Genomic DNA, 21,482 nt, shown 5'->3' with positions numbered 1-21,482 from the left:
GCTGGATGTGCAATTCGACTGGTCAGCGATATGGGCTGCATTGCCGGACTTGATGGACGGCGTGCGGCTCACGGTTTTCATCGCGTTCTTCGGGCTGGCGGGCGGTTTTCTCGTCGGCATGATCGCGGGCATGTTTCGCGCGTACGGCCCCGCCGCGCTGAACGTGCTCGCGCAGGTATACATCGAACTGATCCGCGGCACGCCGATCGTCGTGCAGGTGATGTTCCTCTATTTCGCGCTGCCGCTGCTCGCGCACATTCGAATCGACGGGCTGACGGCCGCGGTCGTCGCGATCACGCTGAACTCCGGCGCGTATCTCGCCGAAGTCGTGCGCGGCGCACTGCTTTCCATTCCTAAAGGATTGACGGAAGCCGGGCTCGCGATGGGATTGCCGATGCCGCGCGTGCTCGTGAAGATCGTCGGGCCGCTCGCGTTCCGGCGGCTCATTCCGCCGCTCGGCAATCAGTGCATCGTCAGCCTGAAGGATACGTCGCTGTTCATCGTGATCGGTGTCGGCGAACTGACGCGCAAGGGGCAGGAGATCATCGCCGGCAACTTCCAGGCGGTCGAGATCTGGACCGCGGTCGCCGCGATCTATCTCGTGCTTACCGGCGTGATGACGCTCACGCTTCGCTTCGTCGAGAAAAGGATGCGTATCCTATGAGCATGGTCGAATTCCGCAGCGTGTCGAAAAGCTTCGGCCACGTGCCGGTGCTGAAGGACATCAACCTGCGCATCGACGCGGGCGAGGTCGTGGTCGTCGTTGGGCCGTCGGGCTCGGGCAAGTCGACGATGCTTCGCTGCATCAACGCGCTCGAGAAGATCACGGGCGGCGATCTGCTCGTCGACGGGCAGAGCGTGAAGGGCAAGGCCGCGGTGATCCACAACATCCGGCTCGAAGCCGGCATGGTGTTTCAGCAGTTCAATCTGTTTCCGCAGATGACCGCGCTCGAGAACGTGATGTTCGGGCCGATCCAGGTGCGCGGCGCGTCGCGCGCGCAGGCGCGCGATCAGGCGGTGGCGCTGCTCGCGAAAGTCGGCCTCGAGGCGCGCGCGAACCACTATCCGTCCGAGCTGTCGGGCGGCCAGCAGCAGCGCGTCGCGATCGCGCGCGCGCTCGCGATCAAGCCGAAGCTGATGCTGTTCGACGAGCCGACGTCGGCGCTCGATCCCGAGCTGCGCCACGAAGTGCTGAAGGTGATGCGCGATCTCGCGAACGAGGGCATGACGATGATCGTCGTCACGCACGAGATCGGCTTCGCGAAGCAGGTCGGCACGCGCCTGCTGTTCATGGACCAGGGCGGCATCGCCGAGGACGGCGATCCGAAGACGCTGATCGATCAACCGCCGACGCCGCGCCTGAGGGAATTTCTCAAACACGTTTCGTGATCAGGACAACCGATGAAGTTTCTCACGCCCGCCGTCGTGACGGGTTCGCCGCATGACATCGGCCGGCAGCTCGGCGAGCTCGCGCGGCCGGCGATGGACGCGTATTTCTCGCAGAGCAGCGCGTGGCGCGCAGTGGCGCGCTGGCGCGGCCATCCGTTCGTCGCCGAGCTGCGCCGTGCGGCCGAGGCGGCGTTTCCGGCGCTCGTCGCCGAACTCGACGGGATCGCGGCCGGGCTCGGCTGGCGTGCGGAAGACGTGTTCGTCTGGAACTGCCGCGGCGAGCTGATCCACAACGCGCCGGACGGCTGCACGACGCTCGCGGTGCGCACGCCGCGCGAGCGGATGATCGCGCACAACGAGGACGGCGATCCGCATCTGCGCGGCAAATGCAGGCTCGTCGACGTGCGGCCCGACGGCAAGCCGGGCTTCGTCAGCTTCTACTATCCGGGCTCGCTGCCGGGCCATACGTTCGCGGTGAATCGTGCGGGGCTCGTGCAGACGATCAACAACGTGCGCATCCGCCGCCCGGCGGCGGGCGTGCCGCGAATGATCCTCGCGCGCGCGGTGCTCGACGCGGTGTCGCTCGACGGCGCGCTGCGCGTGCTGCGCGATACGCCGCGCGCGAGCGGCTTCCATCACACGCTCGGCTGCGCGGGCGACGCGCGCGTCGTCAGCGTCGAGGCGAGCGTCGCGCGCACGTCGACGCTCGACGTCGACGGCGTGTACGGCCACGCGAACCATCTGATCCATCCGGGCTGCGACGGCGAAGCGCAGATCGTCACCGCGTCGTCCGCCGATCGGCAGGCGCGGCTCGCTCAGTTGCTGCCGCCGCTCGGCGGCGCGGCCGACGCGTCCGCGCTGTGGCGCGTGCTTGCCGATCGCGCGGGCGACGGCCTGCCGATCTATCGCGACGATCCACGCGATCCGGACGACGAGAACACGCTCGCGACCGCGCTGTTCTCGATCGGCGACGACGGCGTCGCGTTCGAGGTGCGCGAGCAAGGCTCGGTGCGCTTTCAGCAATTCGTGCCGCGGGACCCGCAGCGTCCTTCGGCGCTTCGACACGGACAAGGACACGCATGACCACCGTATTTCATCGCGCGCCGCGCGCGAACCTGCCGGTCGCGATCGCGGGCGACGGCATCGAGATCATCGATTCGACGGGCAAGCGCTACATCGACGCATGCGGCGGCGCTGCCGTGTCGTGCCTCGGGCACGGCAACCAGCGCGTGATCGACGCGATCAAGCGGCAGGCGCAGCAACTGCCGTACGCACACACGTCGTTCTTCACGACGCAGCCGGCCGAGGAGCTCGCGGACAGGCTCGTCGCGGCCGCGCCCGCCGGGCTCGAGCATGTGTATTTCGTGTCGGGCGGGTCGGAGGCGATCGAAGCCGCGCTGAAGCTCGCGCGCCAGTACTTCGTCGAGCGGGGCGAGCCCGCGCGCCGGCACTTCATCGCGCGCCGGCAGAGCTATCACGGCAACACGCTCGGCGCGCTCGCAATAGGCGGCAACGCATGGCGGCGCGAGCCGTTCCTGCCGCTCTTGATCGAAGCGCATCACGTGAGCCCGTGCTACGCGTATCGCGAGCAGCGCGCGGACGAAACCGAAGAGGCATTCGCGCAGCGTCTCGCCGACGAGCTTGAAAGCAAGATTCTCGAACTCGGGCCGGACACGGTCGCGGCGTTCGTCGCGGAGACGGTCGTCGGCGCGACGGCGGGCGCGGTGCCGCCCGTGCGCGAATATTTCCGCAAGATCCGCGCGGTGTGCGACAAGTACGGTGTCCTGCTGATTCTCGACGAGATCATGTCGGGGATGGGGCGCACCGGCTACCTGTTCGCGTGCGAAGAGGACGGCGTCGCGCCGGACATCCTGACGATCGCGAAGGGGCTCGGCGCGGGCTATCAGCCGATCGGCGCGACGCTCGTGAGCGACGCGATCTACCGGACGATCGTCGACGGCTCGGGCTTCTTTCAGCACGGCCACACGTACATCGGCCACGCGAGCGCATGCGCGGCGGCGCTCGAAGTGCAACGCGTGATCGCCGAGGATCGCTTGCTCGACAACGTGAAGGCGCGCGGCGAGCAATTGCGCGCGCGGCTGCGCGAGCGCCAGGCCGATCATCCGCACATCGGCGACGTGCGCGGGCGCGGGCTGTTCGTCGGCGTCGAGCTCGTGCGCGAGCGCGACACCAAAGCGCCGTTCGATCCGAAGCTGAAGCTGCATGCGCTCGTGAAGCGCGAGGCGATGCAGCGCGGGCTGATGGTGTATCCGATGGGCGGCACCGTCGACGGCAATTTCGGCGATCATATCCTGCTCGCGCCGCCGTTCATCTGCACCGCGCCGCAGATCGACACGATCGTCGAGCGGCTCGGCGACGCGATCGACGCGGCGCTCGCGTCGATCGGTGCGGCGGCGCGCTGATGCGTGATTGCGTGCGTTTGCACGGTCCCAATGAACCGACATGACGAAAGCGAAGATGAGGCTTCCTGAATTCCACCGCGAGACTGCAACCGACGAGCAGAAGGCAGTGCTCGACGAAATCCTGAGCGGGCCGCGCGGCAACCTGAACGGGCCGTTTCTCGGCTGGATCGCGAGCCCCGAGCTCGCGCAGCACGCGCAGCGGCTGGGCGCGTTCTGCCGGTATCGAACGGGGCTGCCGCTGCGGCTGTCCGAGCTCGCGATCCTCGTGACGGCGGCGCGCTGGCGCTCGCAGGCGGAATGGCACATCCATCATCCGATCGCGCTCGAAGCAGGCGTGCCCGCCGCGGTTGCCGAAGCGATCCGCACCTGCACGGCTCCGGCGTTCGACGAAGCGGACGACGCATTGATCTTCCGCTTCGCGACCGAGCTATACGAGACGAAGCGCGTGTGCGATGCGACATACGACGAGGCGGTTGCGCGTTTCGGGCATCAGGTGGTCGTGAATCTCGTCGCGCTGCTCGGCTACTACGCGCTTGTCGCGATGACGCTGAACGTGTTCGCGATGCGCGCGGACGGGCAGACGGTGCTGCCGTTCGCGGAGTGAGCGGCGGGAAGAAGTGCCGATGAGGCGGACAATGCGCGCGCCGCGTTCGGTTCGTGTGACGGCCGAAGGCCGAAGATCGATGGGCGCACGGCGTTGCCGCTCGCCGGCTGATCGGCGGAAAGACGAAGCGCGAAGGACATGGTGCGGCGCGCGCGCGAGCCTGATCCGGATAAGACAACGGCGGCCGTTTCGGATTCGACGCGGCCGCCGTGTCGTTGCGCAGCGCGAGCGTCAGTTCGTCTTCGGCGAGGCGTTCGCGGCGGGCGCGGATGCAGGCTCCGCCGGCGCAGCCGCCGATGCGGGCGTGGGAGCCGTTGCGGATGCCGCAGCCGGCGCCGCGCCGCTTGCACCCGCGTCGCCCGGGTCCTGATACCGCGGCAGCCCGGCCGGCTCGCGTGCGCCGCCTTGCGCGCCGCCGGACGGCATGCCGCCCGCGCCCTCGCCCGGGTCCTCGTACTGCGGCAAGCCGCCCGGCGCGTTGCCGCCCGCGCCCTCGCCGCCCGGTTCGTTGTAGTTCGGCAGCGAATCTTCCTCGCTCTTGCCGTGATACGTGAGCGAGCGGCGCTGCTGCACGTACGCGTCGCGCACGAACGAGTATTTGTCGAGCGCCGCCTGCTGCAGCAGGTCGGTCGCGCCGAGCAGATCCGAGCGCGCGCTGATGAACTGCGCGATATACATTGGATTGCGCGCGGCGGGCTCGATGTAGTTGAGCAGATTGAAGCGGACGTCCACCGCTCGGCCGACGCCGTCGCGGATCGAGCTCGGCCCGAAGATCGGCAGCACGAGATACGGGCCCGCCGGCACGCCCCAGCGCGCGAGCGTAAGGCCGAAGTCCTGGTGATGCTTCGGCAGCCCGGCGAGCGTCGCGACGTCGATCAGCCCGGCGACGCCGAACAACGAGTTCATCGCGACGCGCATCACGTCCTCCGTTGCATCCGTGATCCGGAGCTGCAGCAGGTTGTTCGCGATGTTGCCGAGATCGCCGAGGTTCGAGAAGAAATTGCTGATCGCCGTGCGCAGCGGCGTGGGCGTCACTTTTTGATAGCCCTTCGCGATCGGCACGGCGATCGTCGAGTCGACCGCGTCGTTGAACTTGAAGACGGCGCGGTTCATCGGCTCGAGCGGATCGCCCGGGTGCCGGTTGGGGCCGGTCGCGCAGCCGCTTGCAAGCAGGCAGACGGCGAGCGCCGACGCGGTAATTCGCATTTTATTCATCGATTCCTTGCGATTGATTCGTCACACGCTTCGTGCGCGGCTTGCCCATCAGCACGGGCTGGAAGACGACGGCGCCGATCAGCGTGCACGACAGCGCGAGCGCGAGCAGCCGCCCCATGCTCGCCGTGCCCGGATGATGCGACAGCCACAGGCTGCCGAACGCGGTGGCCGTCGTCGCGGCGCTGAACAGCACCGCGTGCGTGAGGCTCGACTGCAGCAGGCCCGTCTGGCCCGCGCGCCACGCCATCACGAAATACACCTTGAACGCGACGCCGACGCCGAGCATCAGCGGCAGCGCGATGATGTTCGCGAAATTCAGCGGCATGCCGAACAGCACGCACAGCTCGAGCGTCACGACGCCCGACACGAGGAGCGGCACGAGCGTGCGCAGCACGTCGCCGAAGCGGCGCAGCGTGATCCACAGCAGCGCCGTGATCGATATGACGGACAGCGCGGCCGCCTGCAGGAATGCGCGGATGATCGTGTCCGCCGAATGCAGGATCGAGATCGGGCCGCCGATCGCGCCCGGCTCCGCCGCCTTCACGGCCTTCGCGAAACGGCGCAGCATCGCGTCGTCGCCGGGATCGACGCCCTTGGGCACCTTCGGCGAGATCTGCACGAGCGCGCGGCCGCCCGGCGCGATCCAGTCGCGCGCGATCTGCGGCGGCAGGTTCTCGCGCGTGATCTCCGACGGCTGCAAGAGCATCGCGAGCTGGTTCAGCGCGATCCGCAGCGGCGCGGAGAACGCGTGCTCCGCGCGGTCGCGCGTCGCGGCGTCGGCGGCGGCGAGCTTCGCGAGCGATTCGGACAGATGCTTCGCGGCCGCCGCGCCCGGGCCCGGGTAATCCTCGGACGCATATTCGAGCAGGTTCGACGCGCGCTTCAATGCCGCGACGCGCTGCGCGTCCGAAGCGGGCGCCGCGGCCGGTTGCGTGAGCGCGGGCAGCAGGTCGCGCGCGGCCGCCGCGATCGTCGCGAGCTTTTGCGGCTGTGCGTCGGGGATGAACGTCGACAGCGTCGTCGTGCGGCCGACCTCGGGCAGCGCGTCGAGCCGCTTCGCGGCGGCGTCGGCGGCCGCGAGCGACGGCGCGAGCATCGACACGTCGTTGACCGACGCTTCCGGCGAATCCTTCAGTGCGAGCAGCGTCGCCATCGATTCGCTGCTCGGGTCCTTCAGATGCAGCGGGTTGAAATCGAAGCGCAGATGCGCGAGCAGCGGCAGCGCGCCGATCACGACGGCGAGCGTGCCGATCAGGATCGGCTTGCGATGGTGGTCGAGATAATCGTCGACGGGCGCGAGGCGCGGAAAGCCCGGCGGCTTGCGCTCGCCGGGCGGCGCGAACAGCCTGAGCAGCGCGGGCAGGAGCGTGAGCGTCGTGAAGAGCGCGACGAACATCCCGACGCCCGCGATCAGGCCGAGCTCCGACACGCCGCGATACGCGGTCGGCAGGAACGAGAAGAAGCTCGCGGCGACGGCCGCCGTCGCGAGCGTGAGCGGCATGCCCATCGCGTGCGCGGCGCCGACGAGCGCGTGATCGAGATTCGGATAGCGGTGGCGTTCCTCGCGATACTTGACGCCGTACTGGATCGCGAAATCGACGCCGAGGCCGACGAACAGCACCATGAACGCGACCGAGATCATGTTCAGCGAGCCGACCATCATCAGCCCGAGCGCGGCCGTGACGACGAGGCCGACGAACAGCGTGACGAACACCGCCGCGATCATTCGCTTCGAGCGCAGCGCGATCCACAGGATCACGAGCACGATCGCCAGCGTCGCGATGCCGTTGACGAGCGCGCCGTCCTGCACCGACGCGAATTCCTCGTCGGCGAGCGGCTGCTCGCCCGTCAGCCGCACGGCGGCGCCGAAGCGCTTGTCGAGCTCGAGCGCCCGCGCGGTCGCGCGGATCGTCCGCGACGCCTGCTCGCCCGCCTTCAGCGCGCCGTAGTTGACGACCGGCTGCACGGTGACGAACGCGCGCGCGGGTGCGCGGGCGGCGTCTGCATCGACGAGCGCGCGCCACGAGAACGCGGCCGGCTTGCCGGCGAGCACGTCGTCGACCGTCGCCGCGCTGCGCGACAGCAGCTTCGCCATCCCCGAGAGCTTGACCTGGCCCGACTGCAGCGGCACGCCGAGCGTCGTCGACAGCGTCGTCGCGAGGCCCGCGATGCTCGGGTCCTTCGCGAGCACGTTGACGAGCGGCCGCGCGCTCGCGAGCTGCGCGGTCGTCGTCGCGACGTCCTGCTCGGGCAGGAACAGCAGCCCGTTGTGCTCGAAGAGCGGCCCGCCCGCGGGCTCCGACACCTGGCCGATGCGGCCCGCCTCGGTTTCGCGGCGCAGGCCCTCGGCGAGCGCGTCGGCCGCGGCGGTCGCGAATTCGGGCGCGGGCGCCTCGACGACGGCGAGGATCGTCTGGCTGCGCTGCGGGAACGCATCGTCGATCGCGTTGCCGAGCGCGGCCCATTGCGGGTCGTTCTCGACGAGCTTGCTGATGTCAGTGTTGATCTTGAAATGGTGCGCGACGTACACGCCGCTGAGCGCGGCGGCGACAAGCGACAGCACGACGACCCAGATCGGGCGCCGCACCGACCAGGCGACGAGTCGGACGAGGACGGAAGTCAGCATGAGGCGGCGGGTTGGGGGCTGCGAAAAGGCAAAGTAGCCAAGTATACCGGCGCGCGGGTTTGAGAGTCGGCTAGGTTCGGGCGCGTGCGAATCCCGCCGGATTGTTGCGAACCGGGGTTGGAATGCGGCGGAAAAAAGGCGGGGACATATCGAACGCGGGCCGGGGCCGGAGCGCGATGCGAATGCGGGCAGAGGGAAACGCGGGAATTCCGCGCGTGCGCCCGCCCGCAATCGCACCGATTCGTTCGCGACGGCCGCCAATCTGGAGTGCCGCGCGCGAATATCGATTTTCAGTCGGTTAATTCAAGATTTTTAACAAATATTGTCGTGAATCTGACTTTAAGATCGGGCCCGCGCGACGCGGCGCCATGCATATTCGATGCGTAAATGGGCACAGAAGATGTGTAGTTTGGCGAACATAGGTGTGTAAGCACGTATGTTACTTTACGCCAATGCATTAATGGATTTAAGGATTGCATATCGCCCCGCGATGCGTAATCGAATAAATGGACGGCAGGAGGCTGGGGAGACAGATTCTCGACCGATCGACATCGGGCCGTTTGGCATTGGTGGTGGGTAAAGGCAATCACATGGCGCAAGTTGCATTTCTGTTTCCCGGGCAAGGCGCATTCTATGCGGGCGCGACGCGGGCGTTGAGCGGCGCGTACCCCGTGGTACAGCGGGCCATGCAAGCCATCGACGCCGTTTCCGTGCGGCGGCTGCGCCGCCCGCTGCTCGCGACCGTGTGGGACGAGCACATCGGCGTGGAGGATCTCCTGCAATACGCGCCGGACCTGCTGCAGCTCGCGATCTACGCGACGTCCGTTTCGTACTTCGAAGCGCTGCGCGCGCGCGGCGTGCGGCCCGACGTGCTCGTCGGGCACAGCTTCGGCGAGGTCGCCGCGCTCGCGTGCGCCGGCGCGTTCTCGTTCGAGCAGGGCGCGGACATCGTCTGCGACCGCATCGACGCGCTGCGCGAAGCGGCGCCCGCCGACGGCCGGATGGCGGCCGTCGGCGCATCGCCCGACGCGGTGCGCGCGCACCTCGCCGCGTGCTTTCGCGGCGCGCCGCAATGGCGCCCGGGGCGCGTGCAGATCGCAGTCGAAAATCATTCGTCGCAGACGGTCGTGTCGGGTGCGCGCGAATATGTCGACGAATTCACGGCCTATTGCGCGCGAAACAATATCTCCGCGCAAATATTAAATTCGCCTTACGCATTTCATCATGACGATCTGGAAAATGTGCGCATCGAATTTGGACGGCGTCTGAAAGCTTATAAAAATAAAGCGCTCGAATATCCGGTTTATTCGCCGATATTGAATCGCTATTACGCGGCGGCCGACGATCTCGGCGCGTGTCTCGCGCGCCACCTGGTGCTGCCGGTCCGGTTCGGAGATGGGGTCGCAAGACTGAAAGCCGCCGGCATCGGCGCGCTCGTCGAGTGCGGGGCGCTGAACGCGCTCAGCAGGATCGCGGTGCGCGCGCTGGGGCCCGGCGCCATCAAGACCTTTTCGGGCGCGTCGAGCGTGGGAGGCGAACTCGGCGGCCTGGAGAACGTTCTCGCATATTTCAATGGGGGTAGTGTCATGAACGACGACATTCGCGCAAGCAATCTGCAACTCGATTTCGACGAGTTCTGGCGCAACAGCGGTCCGGGGATCGTCGAGAAGATCAAGGGCGAGCTCAAGCGCTTCTTCGACGCGCGGGGGCTGCAGGCGACGCCCGCGCCGCACATCGTGACTGCTCGCGGCGCCGCGGCCGGTTTCGCGCCGGTTGCGCCGGTTGCGTCGGCTGCGCCCGCTGTGCCCACTGCGCCTGCTGCGCCCGTTACGCAGGCCACGCCGGCTGTCGCACCCGCGGCGCCGGCCGCGCCCGTTGCGCATGCAGCGCATGCCGCGCCGGTCATGCAAGCGCCGGCCGCGCCCGGCGCGGGCGCCGAACCCGCCGACGCGCCGGCCGCGCGCGTGCCGCGCGATCGGCTCTTCGCCGAGCTCGTCGCGATCTATGCGGAGGCGATGGAATACCCGGTCGAAGTGTTTACCGAGACTGTCGAGCTCGAAGCGGAGCTCGGCATCGATTCGGTCAAGCAGACGGAGATCATTCAGCGGATCAGCGCCCGCTACGGGCTGCCGCCGCTGCCGGCGAATTTCCGCGCCGGCGATTTCAAGGCGATGGGCCAGATCGTCGATTTCGTCTACGAGCATCAGGGCCAGGCGGCGGCGCTCGTCACGAGCTGAAGCGCCGCACACGCACCGCGCGCCACGAGAAGAACGAGAGGAGAGGGCCGGATCAGACGGAGAGTCTCGTCCGAATGTTTGGTAATCCTGACCACTGCGATTTATGTCGAATTCCTATCTGTTGGGGAAACGGGTTCTGGTGACGGGCGGGGCAAAGAATGTCGGCAAGGCGATCTGCCGCCGCTTTGCCGAAGAAGGCGCGCACGTCATCGTCAATTTCTTTCATTCGCTCGACGCGTCGAAAGAGACCGCGGCCGAGCTGCGCGCGCTGGGCGCGACTGTCGACGTCGTGCGCGCGTCCGTCGCGCAGCCGGCGCAGGTCGAGCGGATGTTCGACGAAATCGAAGCGAAGTACGGCAAGCTCGACATTCTCGTCAACAACGCGGCGTCGGGCGCGCTGTTGCCCGTCGACGACATCGAGGCCGCGCACTTCGACCGTGCGCTCGACACCAATCTGAAGGGCGCGTTCTGGTGCGCGCGCCGCGCCGCGCGGCTGATGGCGCGCGCGGGCGGCGGCGCGATCGTCAACGTGTCGTCGGTCGGCTCGACGCTCGTGCCGGCGAACTATCTCGTCGTCGGCACGGCGAAGGCCGCGCTCGAATCGCTGACGCGCTATCTGGCGGTCGAGTACGCGAGCCTCGGCATTCGCGTGAACGGGGCGTCGTCGACGCTGATCGACGGCGACGTGGCCGCGCAGTTTCCCGACCCCGACAACACGAAGCGCTCGAGCATCGCGGCGACGCCGCTCGGCCGCCTCGCGACCGCCGAGGATCTCGCGGACGTCGTGCTGTTCCTCGCGTCGGATGCGGCGCGCTGGATCACGGGGCAGGTGATCGTCGCCGACGGCGGGCTGTCGCTGTGCAGCGAGGCGCTGTCGCCGCGGCGCGAATGGAGCGGCGCGGCGAACGGCGTGCAGGGCGGCGGGCAGGGTGGCGACGCCGCGCCGTCGGCGGCCGCGTTTGCGAGCCGGGCGAGCGTCGGTGCGGCGGCTGCGCCGGTTGCGTCGCACGTTGCGGATGTCGGCGTCGCGACGGCGGCGATGGCCGGCGTTGGCGCTGCCGGTGCGGCGGCGGTGTCGGCGATTGCGCGGAACGTCGCGAGCGAGCGTGCGAGCGCGCCGTCGAACGATTCCGCTTCGGCGCATGCGCCGGTCGAGCCGAGCGCATCGGCGTCCGGCGGGCGCGCCGACGTTTCGGCATCGTCGACGGGTTCCGCGTTGCCGCGGGTTTCGAGCCCGGCTTCGGCTCAGGCGGGCGCAGGCATCGACGCGCCGTCGTCTTTCGCCGTCGCGGCATCGCACGCGTTTGCTGACGCGAACGTCGCGGACGCGAACGGCGTTCGTCCCGCGACGCCGGCCGGCGAGATCGACGCGCCGCATGCCGAACGCGCATCCGACGACACCGAAGCCGACGACACCGAAGCCGACGACATCGCCGTAGTCGGCATGGGCGTCGCGCTGCCCGGCGCGAGCGACCCGGAAGCATTCTGGCAGGCGCTGCTGAACGGCCCCGAGCTGTTCGGCAACGTGCCGCCCGATCGTTGGGATTACCGATCGTTCTATTCGCCGGACTCGTCGGCGGAAGACAAGAGCTACCAGTCGCGCTCGGTGTTCATCGAGCGCTTCGAGCCCGAGGCGCGCCTGCGCGCCGAAATCGAAGCGGCCGCCGCGCCCGACGAGCTGACGACGCTGTGGCTGCGCCATTCGCTGCGCCAGGCGCTCGACGGCGTGCGCGTGCGCGCGGGCGACCGAACCTCGTTCCTCGTCGGTTACACGGCCGACGGCAGCCAGCATCTCGAAGAAGGGATGGTGCTCGCGGCGATGCGCGCGCGGCTGCGCGACGCGCTCGACGAAACCGGCGCGTCACCCGACGAGCGCGAGAGCCGCATCGCGCAGATCGACGCGGTGCTGCGCGCGCGCTATGCGCGCGGCACGGGCGAGTTGTCCGAGTATTTTCCGCATCGCGTCGGCCTGAACGCGATGCGCGGCGTGCTGCCCGACGACGCCGAGTACATGATGGTCGACACCGCGTGCTCGTCGTCGCTCTATTCGGTCGATCTCGGCATCAAGAGCCTGCTCGCCGGCAAGCACGACGTCGTCGCGTGCGGCGGCGCGTTCGCGCTCGCGCCGCGCGGCTCGATCCTGTTCTCGAAGCTGCACGGGCTGTCGAAGAGCGGCGAAGTGCGGCCGCTCGACAAGGCGTGCGACGGCGTGCTGTTCGCCGACGGCGCGGGCGTCGTGATCCTCAAGCGCCTGAAGCGCGCGCTCGCCGACGGCGACCGCGTGCTCGGCGTGCTGAAGGCGTTCGGTTCATCGTCGGACGGCAAGGGCAAGGCGATCTACGCGCCGAACTCGGCCGGTCAGAGCATCGCGATCGAGCGCGCGTATCGGCAGACCGACGTGCCGAAGGCCGCGGTCGACTGGGTCGTCGCGCACGCGACGGGCACGCCCGCGGGCGACCTCGCCGAATTCCAGAGCCTGCGCGACATGCTCAAGCGCGACCGTCCGGTGTACGTGACGTCGAACAAGTCGCTCGTCGGTCACACCGGCTGGGCGGCGGGCGTCGTGTCGCTGATCCAGGTGCTGCTTGCGCTCGAGCACGGCCGCATTCCGCCGCAGCATCGGTTCTCCGAGCCGCCGCGGGAATTCGACATCGGCGCGAGCGGCTTCACGATTCCGACGCGCGCGGTCGACTGGCCGCGCAAGGCCGATGCGGCGCGCGTCGCCGCCGTGTCGGGCTTCGGCTTCGGCGGCACGAACGGCCATCTGATCGTCTGCGAATACCGGCCGGACCTGGGCGCGTCCATGCCTGCCGCGCGCGTCAATCGCGAGCCGCTCGCGATCGTCGGCTGGTCCGCGAAATTTCCCGGGCTCGACGGCCGCGACGCGATCGCCGCGTGGCTGAACGGCGCGGGCGCGGCGCCCGGCGCGAGTTTCGGCCTCACCTATCCGCTGCCGAGTTTCGACCGCGTGCGGATGCCGCCCGCGGTGCTGCGCGCGCTCGATCGTTGCCAGCTGATGGCGCTCGACGCCGCGCACGACATGCGCGAGCAGCTGCGCGACTACTGGAGCGGGCATGCGAACACGATCGGCGTCGTGATGGGCCACATGGGGCCGACGCGCAACGCCGCGCTGTACGCGAGCCGCTGCTATCTCGACGACATCGCGACCGCCGTGCGCGCGAGCTTCGACGACGCATCGCGCGCGCCGCTTGACGATGCGCTCGCGCGCGTCGCGGAGCACACGAAGCGCCTCGTGCCGCCGACGACCGAGAATTCGTTTCCCGGCATGATGCCGAACGTGATTCCCGCGCGCGTCGCGAATTATCACGATCTGCACGGGATGAACATGACGGTCGACGCCGGGCACGCATCGACGCTCGCCGCGTTCGAGGTCGCGTCGCGCTTCCTGAGAAGCGGCGAGCTCGACATGGTGATCGTCGGCGGCATCAACGGCAATTCGGCCGACGAAGTGCAGCCGGCGTTCGACCGGCCGCTCGCCGAGGGGATCGTGCTGTTCGCGGTGACGACGAAGGCGCAGGCCGACGCAGCCGGGCTGCCGGCGCTCGCGTGGATCGAGAGCGGCCGCGAGTTCGCGGACGCCGCCGCAGCGGCGCTCGCGCCGCGCGATGCGCAAGGCCGCGCAGTCACGTACGCGGGCGCCGACGGCGCGCTCGCGGTGCTGCGCGCGCTCGTCGGCCGCGAGGACGCCGCGTCGATCGCGTTCGGCAACGATCGCGATCGGGTGCGCTTCGGCCTGCGCGTCGATCGCAACGCGCCGCCGGTGAGCGGCGACGGCGTACGCGCACGCGACGCTGCGGATGCGAGCGGCTTGTCGACTTCGGTGCCGGTGCCGGTGCCGACATCGACATCGACATCGACATCGACATCGACATCGACATCGCCGGCTCCCGTTTCTTCTCACCTTTCGGAACCGTCGTCGACGCCCGCCGTTGCGTCGGCGCCGCCGGCGCATCTCGTCGCGCCGCTCGCAACGACCGTGCACGCGGAGCCGCCGGTGGCCGTCGCGACGGCCGAGCCGATTGCCGGCGCGTCGGCCGACAAGCGCGTGCCGATTCCCTCGACGCTGAAGGCAACCGATGTCGCCGCCGACGGCGAGCCGCTCGGCGTCGCCCGCTATCGGATCGATCTGCAGGAGACGCCGTGGCACGCGGGCGCGGGCGCGATCGCGTATCTGCCCGCGGGCAGCGTCGTCGTGACCGACGCGCCCGAGCTGCTCGACGGCATCGGCATGCTGCCCGCCGATCTGCTCGTGCTGTCGACGCGCGCGACGGCGTTCGCGCGCGCGCGGCTCGTCGTCGTCGATACGCTCGGCGAAGCCGCGTTGCAAGGGCTGATTCCGGCGGGCACGCGCCACGTGCGGCTGCTGACGTCGCTGCGCGCGGGCGCGCTCGCGCCGGACCGCTCGTCCGCGCCTGCGCCCGAGCGGCTGAAGCTGCACGACCTCGCGTTCCTCGCGCTCAAGCAGTGCTACGACGGCGTCGCGCAGCAGGGCTCGTTCATCGCGCTGCTGCTCGACGCGGTGAAGGACGACGTGCTGCATCCGGACGCGGGCATGTTCACGGGCCTCGTGAAGGCGCTCGCGATCGAGCTGCCGCATGCGCGCTCGCTCGCCGTGCTGACGGACGACGCGGACATCCGGCACGGCGTCGCGCGCGCCGAGCGCGAGAGCGGCGCGCAGCATCTGCTGCCCGTCGTCGCGCTGTGCGGCGGCCGGCGCCTGACGCCGCGCGTGACGCGCGACGCGGGCGAGCTGCCCGCCGACGGTTTCGCGCGGCTCGGGCCCGACTCGGTCGTCGTTGCGTTCGGCGGCGCGCGCGGGATCACCGCGGAGCTGATGAAGGCGGTTGCCGAGCACTTCCAGCCGACGATCCATCTGATCGGCAGCAGCGCGCTCGACGCATACGGCCCCGACGTGTTCTCGGGCAGCGACGAGGCGTTCGCGCGCCGTCGCCCCGACTACATCCGCGAGCAGAAAGCGCGCCATCCGCATTTGCCGCTGCCCGCGATCATCAAGGCGTTCGAGCGCCAGGTCGAGGCGCGCGCCGCGCGCCGCAACATCGACGTGATGAAGTCGTACTGCGGTCCGAACAAGGTGTTCTACCTGCGCGCCGACGTACTCGACGCAGGCAGCGTGCGCGAGGCGGTCGGCCGGATCGCGGCGGCGGGCCAGCCGATCGATCTCGTCGTCAACGCGGCGGGCCTGAACCGCTCCGCGTCGGTCAACGTGAAATCGTTCGACGATTTCGTCGCGGTGCGCGACATCAAGATTCGCGGCTACTGGAACGTGCGCGACGCGTTCGGCGCCGCGCAACCGCGCGCGTGGTGCAACTTCGGCTCGTTCATCGGCCTGACGGGCCAGGCGGGCGAGACCGATTACGCATCGGGCAACGATTTCCTCAACACGCAGGCCGCCTACCATCGCGCGGCGCTCGCGCGCGATGAGTTCACGATCGGCTGGACGCTGTGGCGCTCGGTCGGTCTCGGCGCGAATCCCGTCACGCGCGCGTTCCTCGAAAAGAGCGGGCTCTTCACGAGCATGCGGACCAACGAGGGCATTCATCACTTCCTGCGCGAGATCAATCTGACCGAGCGCGCGGCGAGCTCCGTGCATCTCGGCGCGGCCGAGCGGCGCGCGATCGAGACGCATCTGCCGACGTTCTTCGATGCGCCGCCCGCATCCGTGCGCGCCGCGTCAACGCAGCGGCCCGTGCAATCGGCGAGCGGCGCGGCCGACGCGCAAGCCGTCGTCGCCGCACATGCGGGGCACGCGGCTTGGCCGTCGCCGCAATCGCATCCGACGCCGCCGCCGCGCGAGCGCATCGCGCAGCCGCCGAGCCACGATTTCTATCTCGGCCGCGAAGTGCGCCGCACGAGCGACAGCGTGACGTTCGAGCGCATCTTCGATCTGCGCACCGACGCGTATTTGCAGCACCACGTCGTGAACCGCTTCGCGACGCTGCCCGGCACGTTCGTGCCCGAGCTCGCGGCCGAGGCGGCGATGAAGCTGCTGCCGGGCCTGCGCGTCGTCGGCTTCCGCGACGCCGCGTTCCGCCACTTCCTGCGCGTGTACGACGCGCAGCGGCCGAGCACGAAGCGCATCCACGCGCAGGTTGTCGGCCGCGAAGGCGACGCGGCGGTCGTGCAGGTGCGCATCACGGGCGACGTGCTCGCGCCGAACGGCCAGGTGCTCGTGCAGGACAAGCTGCACTTCGAGATCAAGGCGCTCGTCGCGCCGCGCCACGCGAGCGCGCCCGCCTGGCCGATGCGGCCGGACGAGCCGCGCACGCCGGTCGCCGATCCGTATCATTTCGAATCGGCGCCCGTGCGCCTGACGGGCATGTTCGTGTCGACCGCGGATACCGGCGTCACCGCGTCGGGCAAGGTCGCGCGCTACCAGCTGAACGTCGCCGCCGACGATCCGGTGTTCTCGCGTTTCATCGTCCCGAGCATCATGCTCGACGGCCTCGCGCGCGTCGCGGTGCTGAATTACGTGGCGGACGACTACATTCCGCTCGCCGCGCCGGTGTCGATCGGCAGGATCGAACTGTACGAAAGCGGCAACGACTGCGAGCTCGCGCGCCGCTACGAGCGGATCGATTTGTACGCGACGCCCCGCGCATTCGCGCTCGAGGGCGCGCACGGCGGCAACCGCTTCGCCGCGGTGCGGCCCGACGGCCGCATGCTGATGGAGATGAGCGACGTGTCAGGCGTCGTGATCGGCTATGTGCACCGGACGACGGGCGCGTACGCGACGAAGGGCGAGGTCGACGCGCTCGCCGCGCGCCTCGCAACCGAGCGGGAGACGGCATGAGCAAGCACCGCCAGGCGCCGGGGCCGCGCGGCAGCCTCGTGATGGGCAACCTCGCCGCGTACAAGCGCAATCCGATCACGATGCTGCTGCGCCTGCATCAGCAGTACGGCGACGTCGCGCGCAACCGGCTCGGACCGTTCGTCACGCATGCGCTCGCGCATCCGGACCACATCCAGTATGTGCTGCAGGAGAACCATCGCAACTACGTGCGCGGGCGTTTCTACGACAACTTCAAGATGTTTTTCGGCGACGGGCTGCTGACGACGGACGGCGAATTCTGGCGCCGCCATCGGCGCGCGGTGCAGCCGCTCTTCCACAAGAAGCAGGTCGATGCGCACACGGCCGCGGTCGGCGACGCCGCGCTCGCGCTCGCGAATCGCTGGAGCGCGCTGCCGCCCGGCAAGTCGGTCGACGTCGTCGAGGAGATGATGCATCTGAGCCTGAGGATGCTCGGGCTGATGGTGTTCAACACCGACGTGTCGTCGCACGCGGAGGCGGTCGGCCCGGCGGTGCGCTTCGGCATCGAAGCGATGATGCCGCAGGGCAACATGAACGACTTCGTCCCGCGCTGGGCGCCGACGCGCTTCAATCGTCGGATCGCGCACGCGCGCCGCGCGATCGACACGATCGTCGCGAAGATCATCGCCGATCACCGCGAAGAACGCTGCGAGCCGAGCGACGTGATCTCGCTGCTGCTGAACGCGCGCGATCCCGACACCGGCGCGCCGATGACGCAGCAGGAGGTGCACGACGAAGTGATGACCGTGTTCCTCGCGGGGCACGAGACGACGGGCGCGGGCCTGGCGTGGGCGCTGTACGCGCTCGCGCAGCATCCGGCCGTGCTGCGCCAGCTGCGCGACGAGCTCGACGCGCGCCTCGGCGGACGCGCGCCGACCATGCAGGACTTCGAACAATTGCCGTACCTGTCGCAGGTCGTCGACGAGGCGCTGCGCGTCTATCCGCCGATCTGGGGCTTCACGCGCGATCTCGTCGAGGACGACGAGATCGGCGGCTACCGGATTCCGGCGCGCACGTCGGTGTTCATGTCGCCGTACGTCACGCATCGCCATCCGGCGTTCTGGCGCAATCCCGACGCGTTCGATCCGGAGAACTTCGCGAGCGACGCGCCGGCGCGCCATCGCTTCGTCTATTTCCCGTTCGGCGGCGGGATGCGCAAGTGCATCGGCTTTCAGACCGCGCTCTTGCAGATGCGCGTGCTCGTCGCGGTGGTCGCGCAGCACTTCGATCTGAACGTGCTGCCAGGCCATCCGATCGAACTCGGCGCGACGATCTCGCTGCGGCCGGTGCACGGCATTCGTCTGATCGTGAAGCCGCGCGAGCGGCAGCAGAGCCATCTCGCGCGCGTGCGCGAGCACGAATCGGCGCGCGCGCTGCGGCCGCTCGGCGATTCGGTCGAACCGACGGGCGCCGCGTGTCCGATGACGGCGGCGCACGAGATCGGCGCGAACGCGGCCGCCGCCGCGGCGGCGGAGGCGGGCGCGCTCGCCTGCGCGCCTGCGGGCGGCGCGGCCGTCGCCGCGGAGCATGAGCATGCGGCGGCCGGGCAGCCTGCCGATGCCGCGCGGCTGTCGCTGGCTATCGCGCCCGCGGCGGCGCCGCACGACGCGGCCGCCGACGCGAATGCGCGCGGCGTGCCCGCGTGGCGCTTCACGTGGAAGCCGGTGCCCGTCGATGCGGTGCCCGACGAGCCGTCGCCCGCGTTGAGCGGCAAGCGGATCGCGCTCGTCAACGGGCGCGGCGGCACGGTCGAGCGCGTCGCGGCCGCGCTCGCGCGGACCTGCGCGAAGGTATCGGTGTTCGCGCCCGCCGCGAGCGCCGATCACGCGGAAGCCGCGCGAACCTTCGTCAACGAAGCGGGGCCGCTCGACGGCATCGTCGATCTCGGGCTCGAAACGCCGTTCGCGCTCGACGACGCGAGCGCATGGGAAGCGCCGATGCGCCGCACGGTCGAGCTGCTGAAGGCATGCTACGGCGACTGGGCGGCGGAGGACGACACGTCGCGGCTCTTCTATGTCGCGCTCACGTGGATGGACGGGCAGATGGGCTACGGCGGCGACGCCGGCGCGCAGCCGCTCGGCGGCCTGTGGGCGGGGCTCGCGAAGACGCTGCCGCAGGAGCTGCCGAACTGCAACGTGCGCGTGCTCGACATCGCGCCCGACGAGACGGGCCGCGTCGACCGGCACGTCGTCAACGAGCTGTATCGCTGGGGCCTGTTCGAGGTCGGCTATCGCAACGGCGTGCGCTACACGTTGCACGCGAAGCGCAACGAACTGCCGCCGCTCGCCGTCGACGCGCAAACGGCGCTCGCGCCCGGCGACACCGTGCTGTTCTCGGGCGGCGCGCGCGGGATCGGCCTGCTGTGCGCGCGTGCGCTGGCCGAACGCCACGGCTGCGCGGTGATCGTCACGGGGCGCGAGGCGCCGCCCGACGGCAGCGAGCCATGGATGGCGCTCGACGACGAAGGCTTCAAGCGATACGGCCTCGAACAGCTGCGCGCGGCGACGCCCGACAATCCGCCGAAGTCGATCCGCGCGACGCTGCAGCGCCTGAAGCGGCGGCGCGAGCTGAAGGCGGCGCTCGACGAGATGGCCGCGCTCGGTCTGGCGGTGCATTACCGCGTATGCGACGTGACCGACCGCGCGGCCGTGCGCGCGCTGTGCGACGAGCTCGGCGATTCGCTGCGGATGGTGATCCACAACGCGGGCGTCGACCAGCCGGTGCGGCTGATCCAGAAGCGCGCCGACGATTTCGCGCACACGGTCCGCACCAAGGTGCTCGGCTTCGCGAATCTGTGCGATGCGGTCCGCGCGCGGCCGCGGCTCGTGCAGTTCTGCAACGTCGGCTCGCTGACGGGCCGCTGGGGCGGGATGACGGGCGAGACCGACTATGCGGCCGCGAACGAGGCGCTCGCGCGCCTGGGCCTGTGGGCGGCCAAGCACGCGCTTTCGCCCGCGTGCGGCGTGAAGACGCTCGTGTGGCCGACGTGGGAAGGCGTCGGGATGATCACGAACTTCGCGGTCACGCAGCGCTACATCACGCCGATGAACGTCGACGAGGGCGTGCGCCACTGGCTGCGCGAGCTCGCGTCGCCGGGCAGCGGCGAGGTGATGTTCATGGGCGCGGTCGGCCGCGCGCCGACGCCCGTGCAGATCAAGGGATTCCAGCCGATTCGCGAGCTGCCGAACATCGGCGAGCTCGTCACGCGCCGGCATCACGTCGGCGAGCCGCTGCGCTTTCGGCCGTTCAAGCGTTTCGAGGGCCGCTATGCGATCGATCCCGCCGTCGCGCCGTACGCGCACGCGTTCCGCTTCAACGGCCGCGCGGTGCTGCCCGCGTCGCTCGTGCTCGAGCACGCGTGCGCGGTCGGCGACTGGGTGATGCCGCCGACGGGCGAGCCGCGCGACCTGAGCGAGATGACGAACGTCGTGTTGCGTCTCGACGCGCTGCCCGACGTGTCCGGCGGCGGCGAGCCCGTCGAGATCGGCAGCGAGGCGGCCGGCTACATGATCGGCGACGTCTGGTGTGTCGACGTGCGCTGCAGCGACGCGCGCACGCGCGCCGAGCTGCTCAGCATGACGCTCGTCTATCGGCCGCAGCCGGAGCAGATCGGCGCCGCGTATGCGCGCCCGCCCGGCACGACGCCGGAGCCCGCGCGGCTCACGAGCGCGCCGCATGCCGCGTGGAACGGCGAGCTGCTGCCGGCGGGCGACTGGAGCGTGCCCGACGACGCGTCGGCCGGCATCGTGCGGATCGGCCGCGTGCCGCCCGCCGCCGTGTTGAGCCTCTGGGCGCTGCCGTTTCCGCTCGAACTGCGCCTGCCCGTCAATCACGTCGAGCACGTGCTGCGCGTGCTGCTCGCCGAATGGGGCGCCGCGCAGCCCGACGCGCCGGCCGTGTGGCGGATCGGCGGCGCGAAGCTCGCGCGTCTGCCGGCGTCGTCGGCAGACAGCGTCGTCGAGTACGCGACCGGCCGCTTCGCGGTGCTCGACGCGCGCGGCTACGTGCTGCTGCGTGTCGACGACACGCGCGTCGGCGCCGATGCCGACGCCGCACATGCGACGCAGTCCGAAACAGGCGCGCTTGCCGATCCGCTGACGGCATGATGCGCGACCGTACAAGTGAAGGAACGACAACG

Annotated in this window: 10 protein-coding genes; 8 read left to right on the top strand and 2 right to left on the bottom strand. The window is 69.7% G+C overall.

All coding sequences use genetic code 11. From position 1 onward, the window contains the following. The first annotated feature begins 7 nt into the window (after nt 1-7). The 5 genes from glnP to WT60_RS33170 are packed head-to-tail and all read left to right on the top strand — an operon-like array spanning nt 8 to nt 4,416. On the top strand, nt 8-664 hold the full coding sequence (gene glnP / locus WT60_RS33190) for a glutamine ABC transporter permease GlnP (protein WP_038748993.1): 657 nt from the start codon (nt 8-10) through the stop codon (nt 662-664). Next, nucleotides 661-1,389 carry a glutamine ABC transporter ATP-binding protein GlnQ gene (gene glnQ, locus WT60_RS33185; protein ID WP_038748996.1) on the top strand — a complete coding sequence of 243 codons (729 nt, stop codon included), beginning with the start codon at nt 661-663 and terminating at the stop codon, nt 1,387-1,389. Before glnP ends, glnQ begins: the two co-directional genes overlap by 4 nt. Before the next feature lie 12 nt (nt 1,390-1,401). Further along, complete coding sequence (locus WT60_RS33180) at nt 1,402-2,472, top strand: C45 family peptidase (protein ID WP_059642860.1); 1,071 nt, start codon at nt 1,402-1,404, stop codon at nt 2,470-2,472. After that, nucleotides 2,469-3,812 (top strand): aspartate aminotransferase family protein, encoded by a 1,344-nt coding sequence (locus tag WT60_RS33175; RefSeq protein WP_038749000.1) that lies wholly within the window; start codon nt 2,469-2,471, stop codon nt 3,810-3,812. The genes WT60_RS33180 and WT60_RS33175 overlap by 4 nt, the downstream gene beginning before the upstream one ends. Before the next feature lie 40 nt (nt 3,813-3,852). Beyond that, nucleotides 3,853-4,416 carry a carboxymuconolactone decarboxylase family protein gene (locus tag WT60_RS33170; protein ID WP_059579765.1) on the top strand — a complete coding sequence of 188 codons (564 nt, stop codon included), beginning with the start codon at nt 3,853-3,855 and terminating at the stop codon, nt 4,414-4,416. Nucleotides 4,417-4,647: 231 nt separating this feature from the next. On the opposite strand, the gene WT60_RS33165 is transcribed toward WT60_RS33170, so the two are convergent. Both WT60_RS33165 and WT60_RS33160 read right to left on the bottom strand, forming a co-directional pair. Next, nucleotides 4,648-5,622, bottom strand: a complete 975-nt coding sequence (locus WT60_RS33165) for a VacJ family lipoprotein (protein WP_060356899.1) — start codon at nt 5,620-5,622, stop codon at nt 4,648-4,650. A 1-nt stretch (nt 5,623) separates the two neighbouring features. Next, nucleotides 5,624-8,257: an MMPL family transporter gene (locus tag WT60_RS33160; protein WP_059670769.1), complete on the bottom strand. Its 2,634-nt coding sequence runs from the start codon at nt 8,255-8,257 to the stop codon at nt 5,624-5,626. A gap of 590 nt (nt 8,258-8,847) precedes the next feature. Between WT60_RS33160 and WT60_RS33155 the strand changes: the two genes are divergently transcribed. The 3 genes from WT60_RS33155 to WT60_RS33145 all read left to right on the top strand — a co-directional run bounded on the left by WT60_RS33155 (nt 8,848) and on the right by WT60_RS33145 (nt 21,450). Next, nucleotides 8,848-10,494 (top strand): acyltransferase domain-containing protein, encoded by a 1,647-nt coding sequence (locus WT60_RS33155; protein WP_060356900.1) that lies wholly within the window; start codon nt 8,848-8,850, stop codon nt 10,492-10,494. 103 nt (nt 10,495-10,597) lie between these two features. Continuing rightward, on the top strand, nt 10,598-17,326 hold the full coding sequence (locus WT60_RS33150; protein WP_060356901.1) for an SDR family oxidoreductase: 6,729 nt from the start codon (nt 10,598-10,600) through the stop codon (nt 17,324-17,326). Next, nucleotides 17,323-21,450 (top strand): cytochrome P450, encoded by a 4,128-nt coding sequence (locus tag WT60_RS33145; protein ID WP_060356902.1) that lies wholly within the window; start codon nt 17,323-17,325, stop codon nt 21,448-21,450. The genes WT60_RS33150 and WT60_RS33145 overlap by 4 nt, the downstream gene beginning before the upstream one ends. Nucleotides 21,451-21,482: the final 32 nt, after the last annotated feature.

The organism is Burkholderia sp. MSMB617WGS, from assembly GCF_001532025.2.
GTDB classification, from domain to species: domain Bacteria; phylum Pseudomonadota; class Gammaproteobacteria; order Burkholderiales; family Burkholderiaceae; genus Burkholderia; species Burkholderia savannae.
Note: the sequence above shows the minus strand (reverse complement) of the source record. Positions and strands in the feature narration are given on the sequence as shown.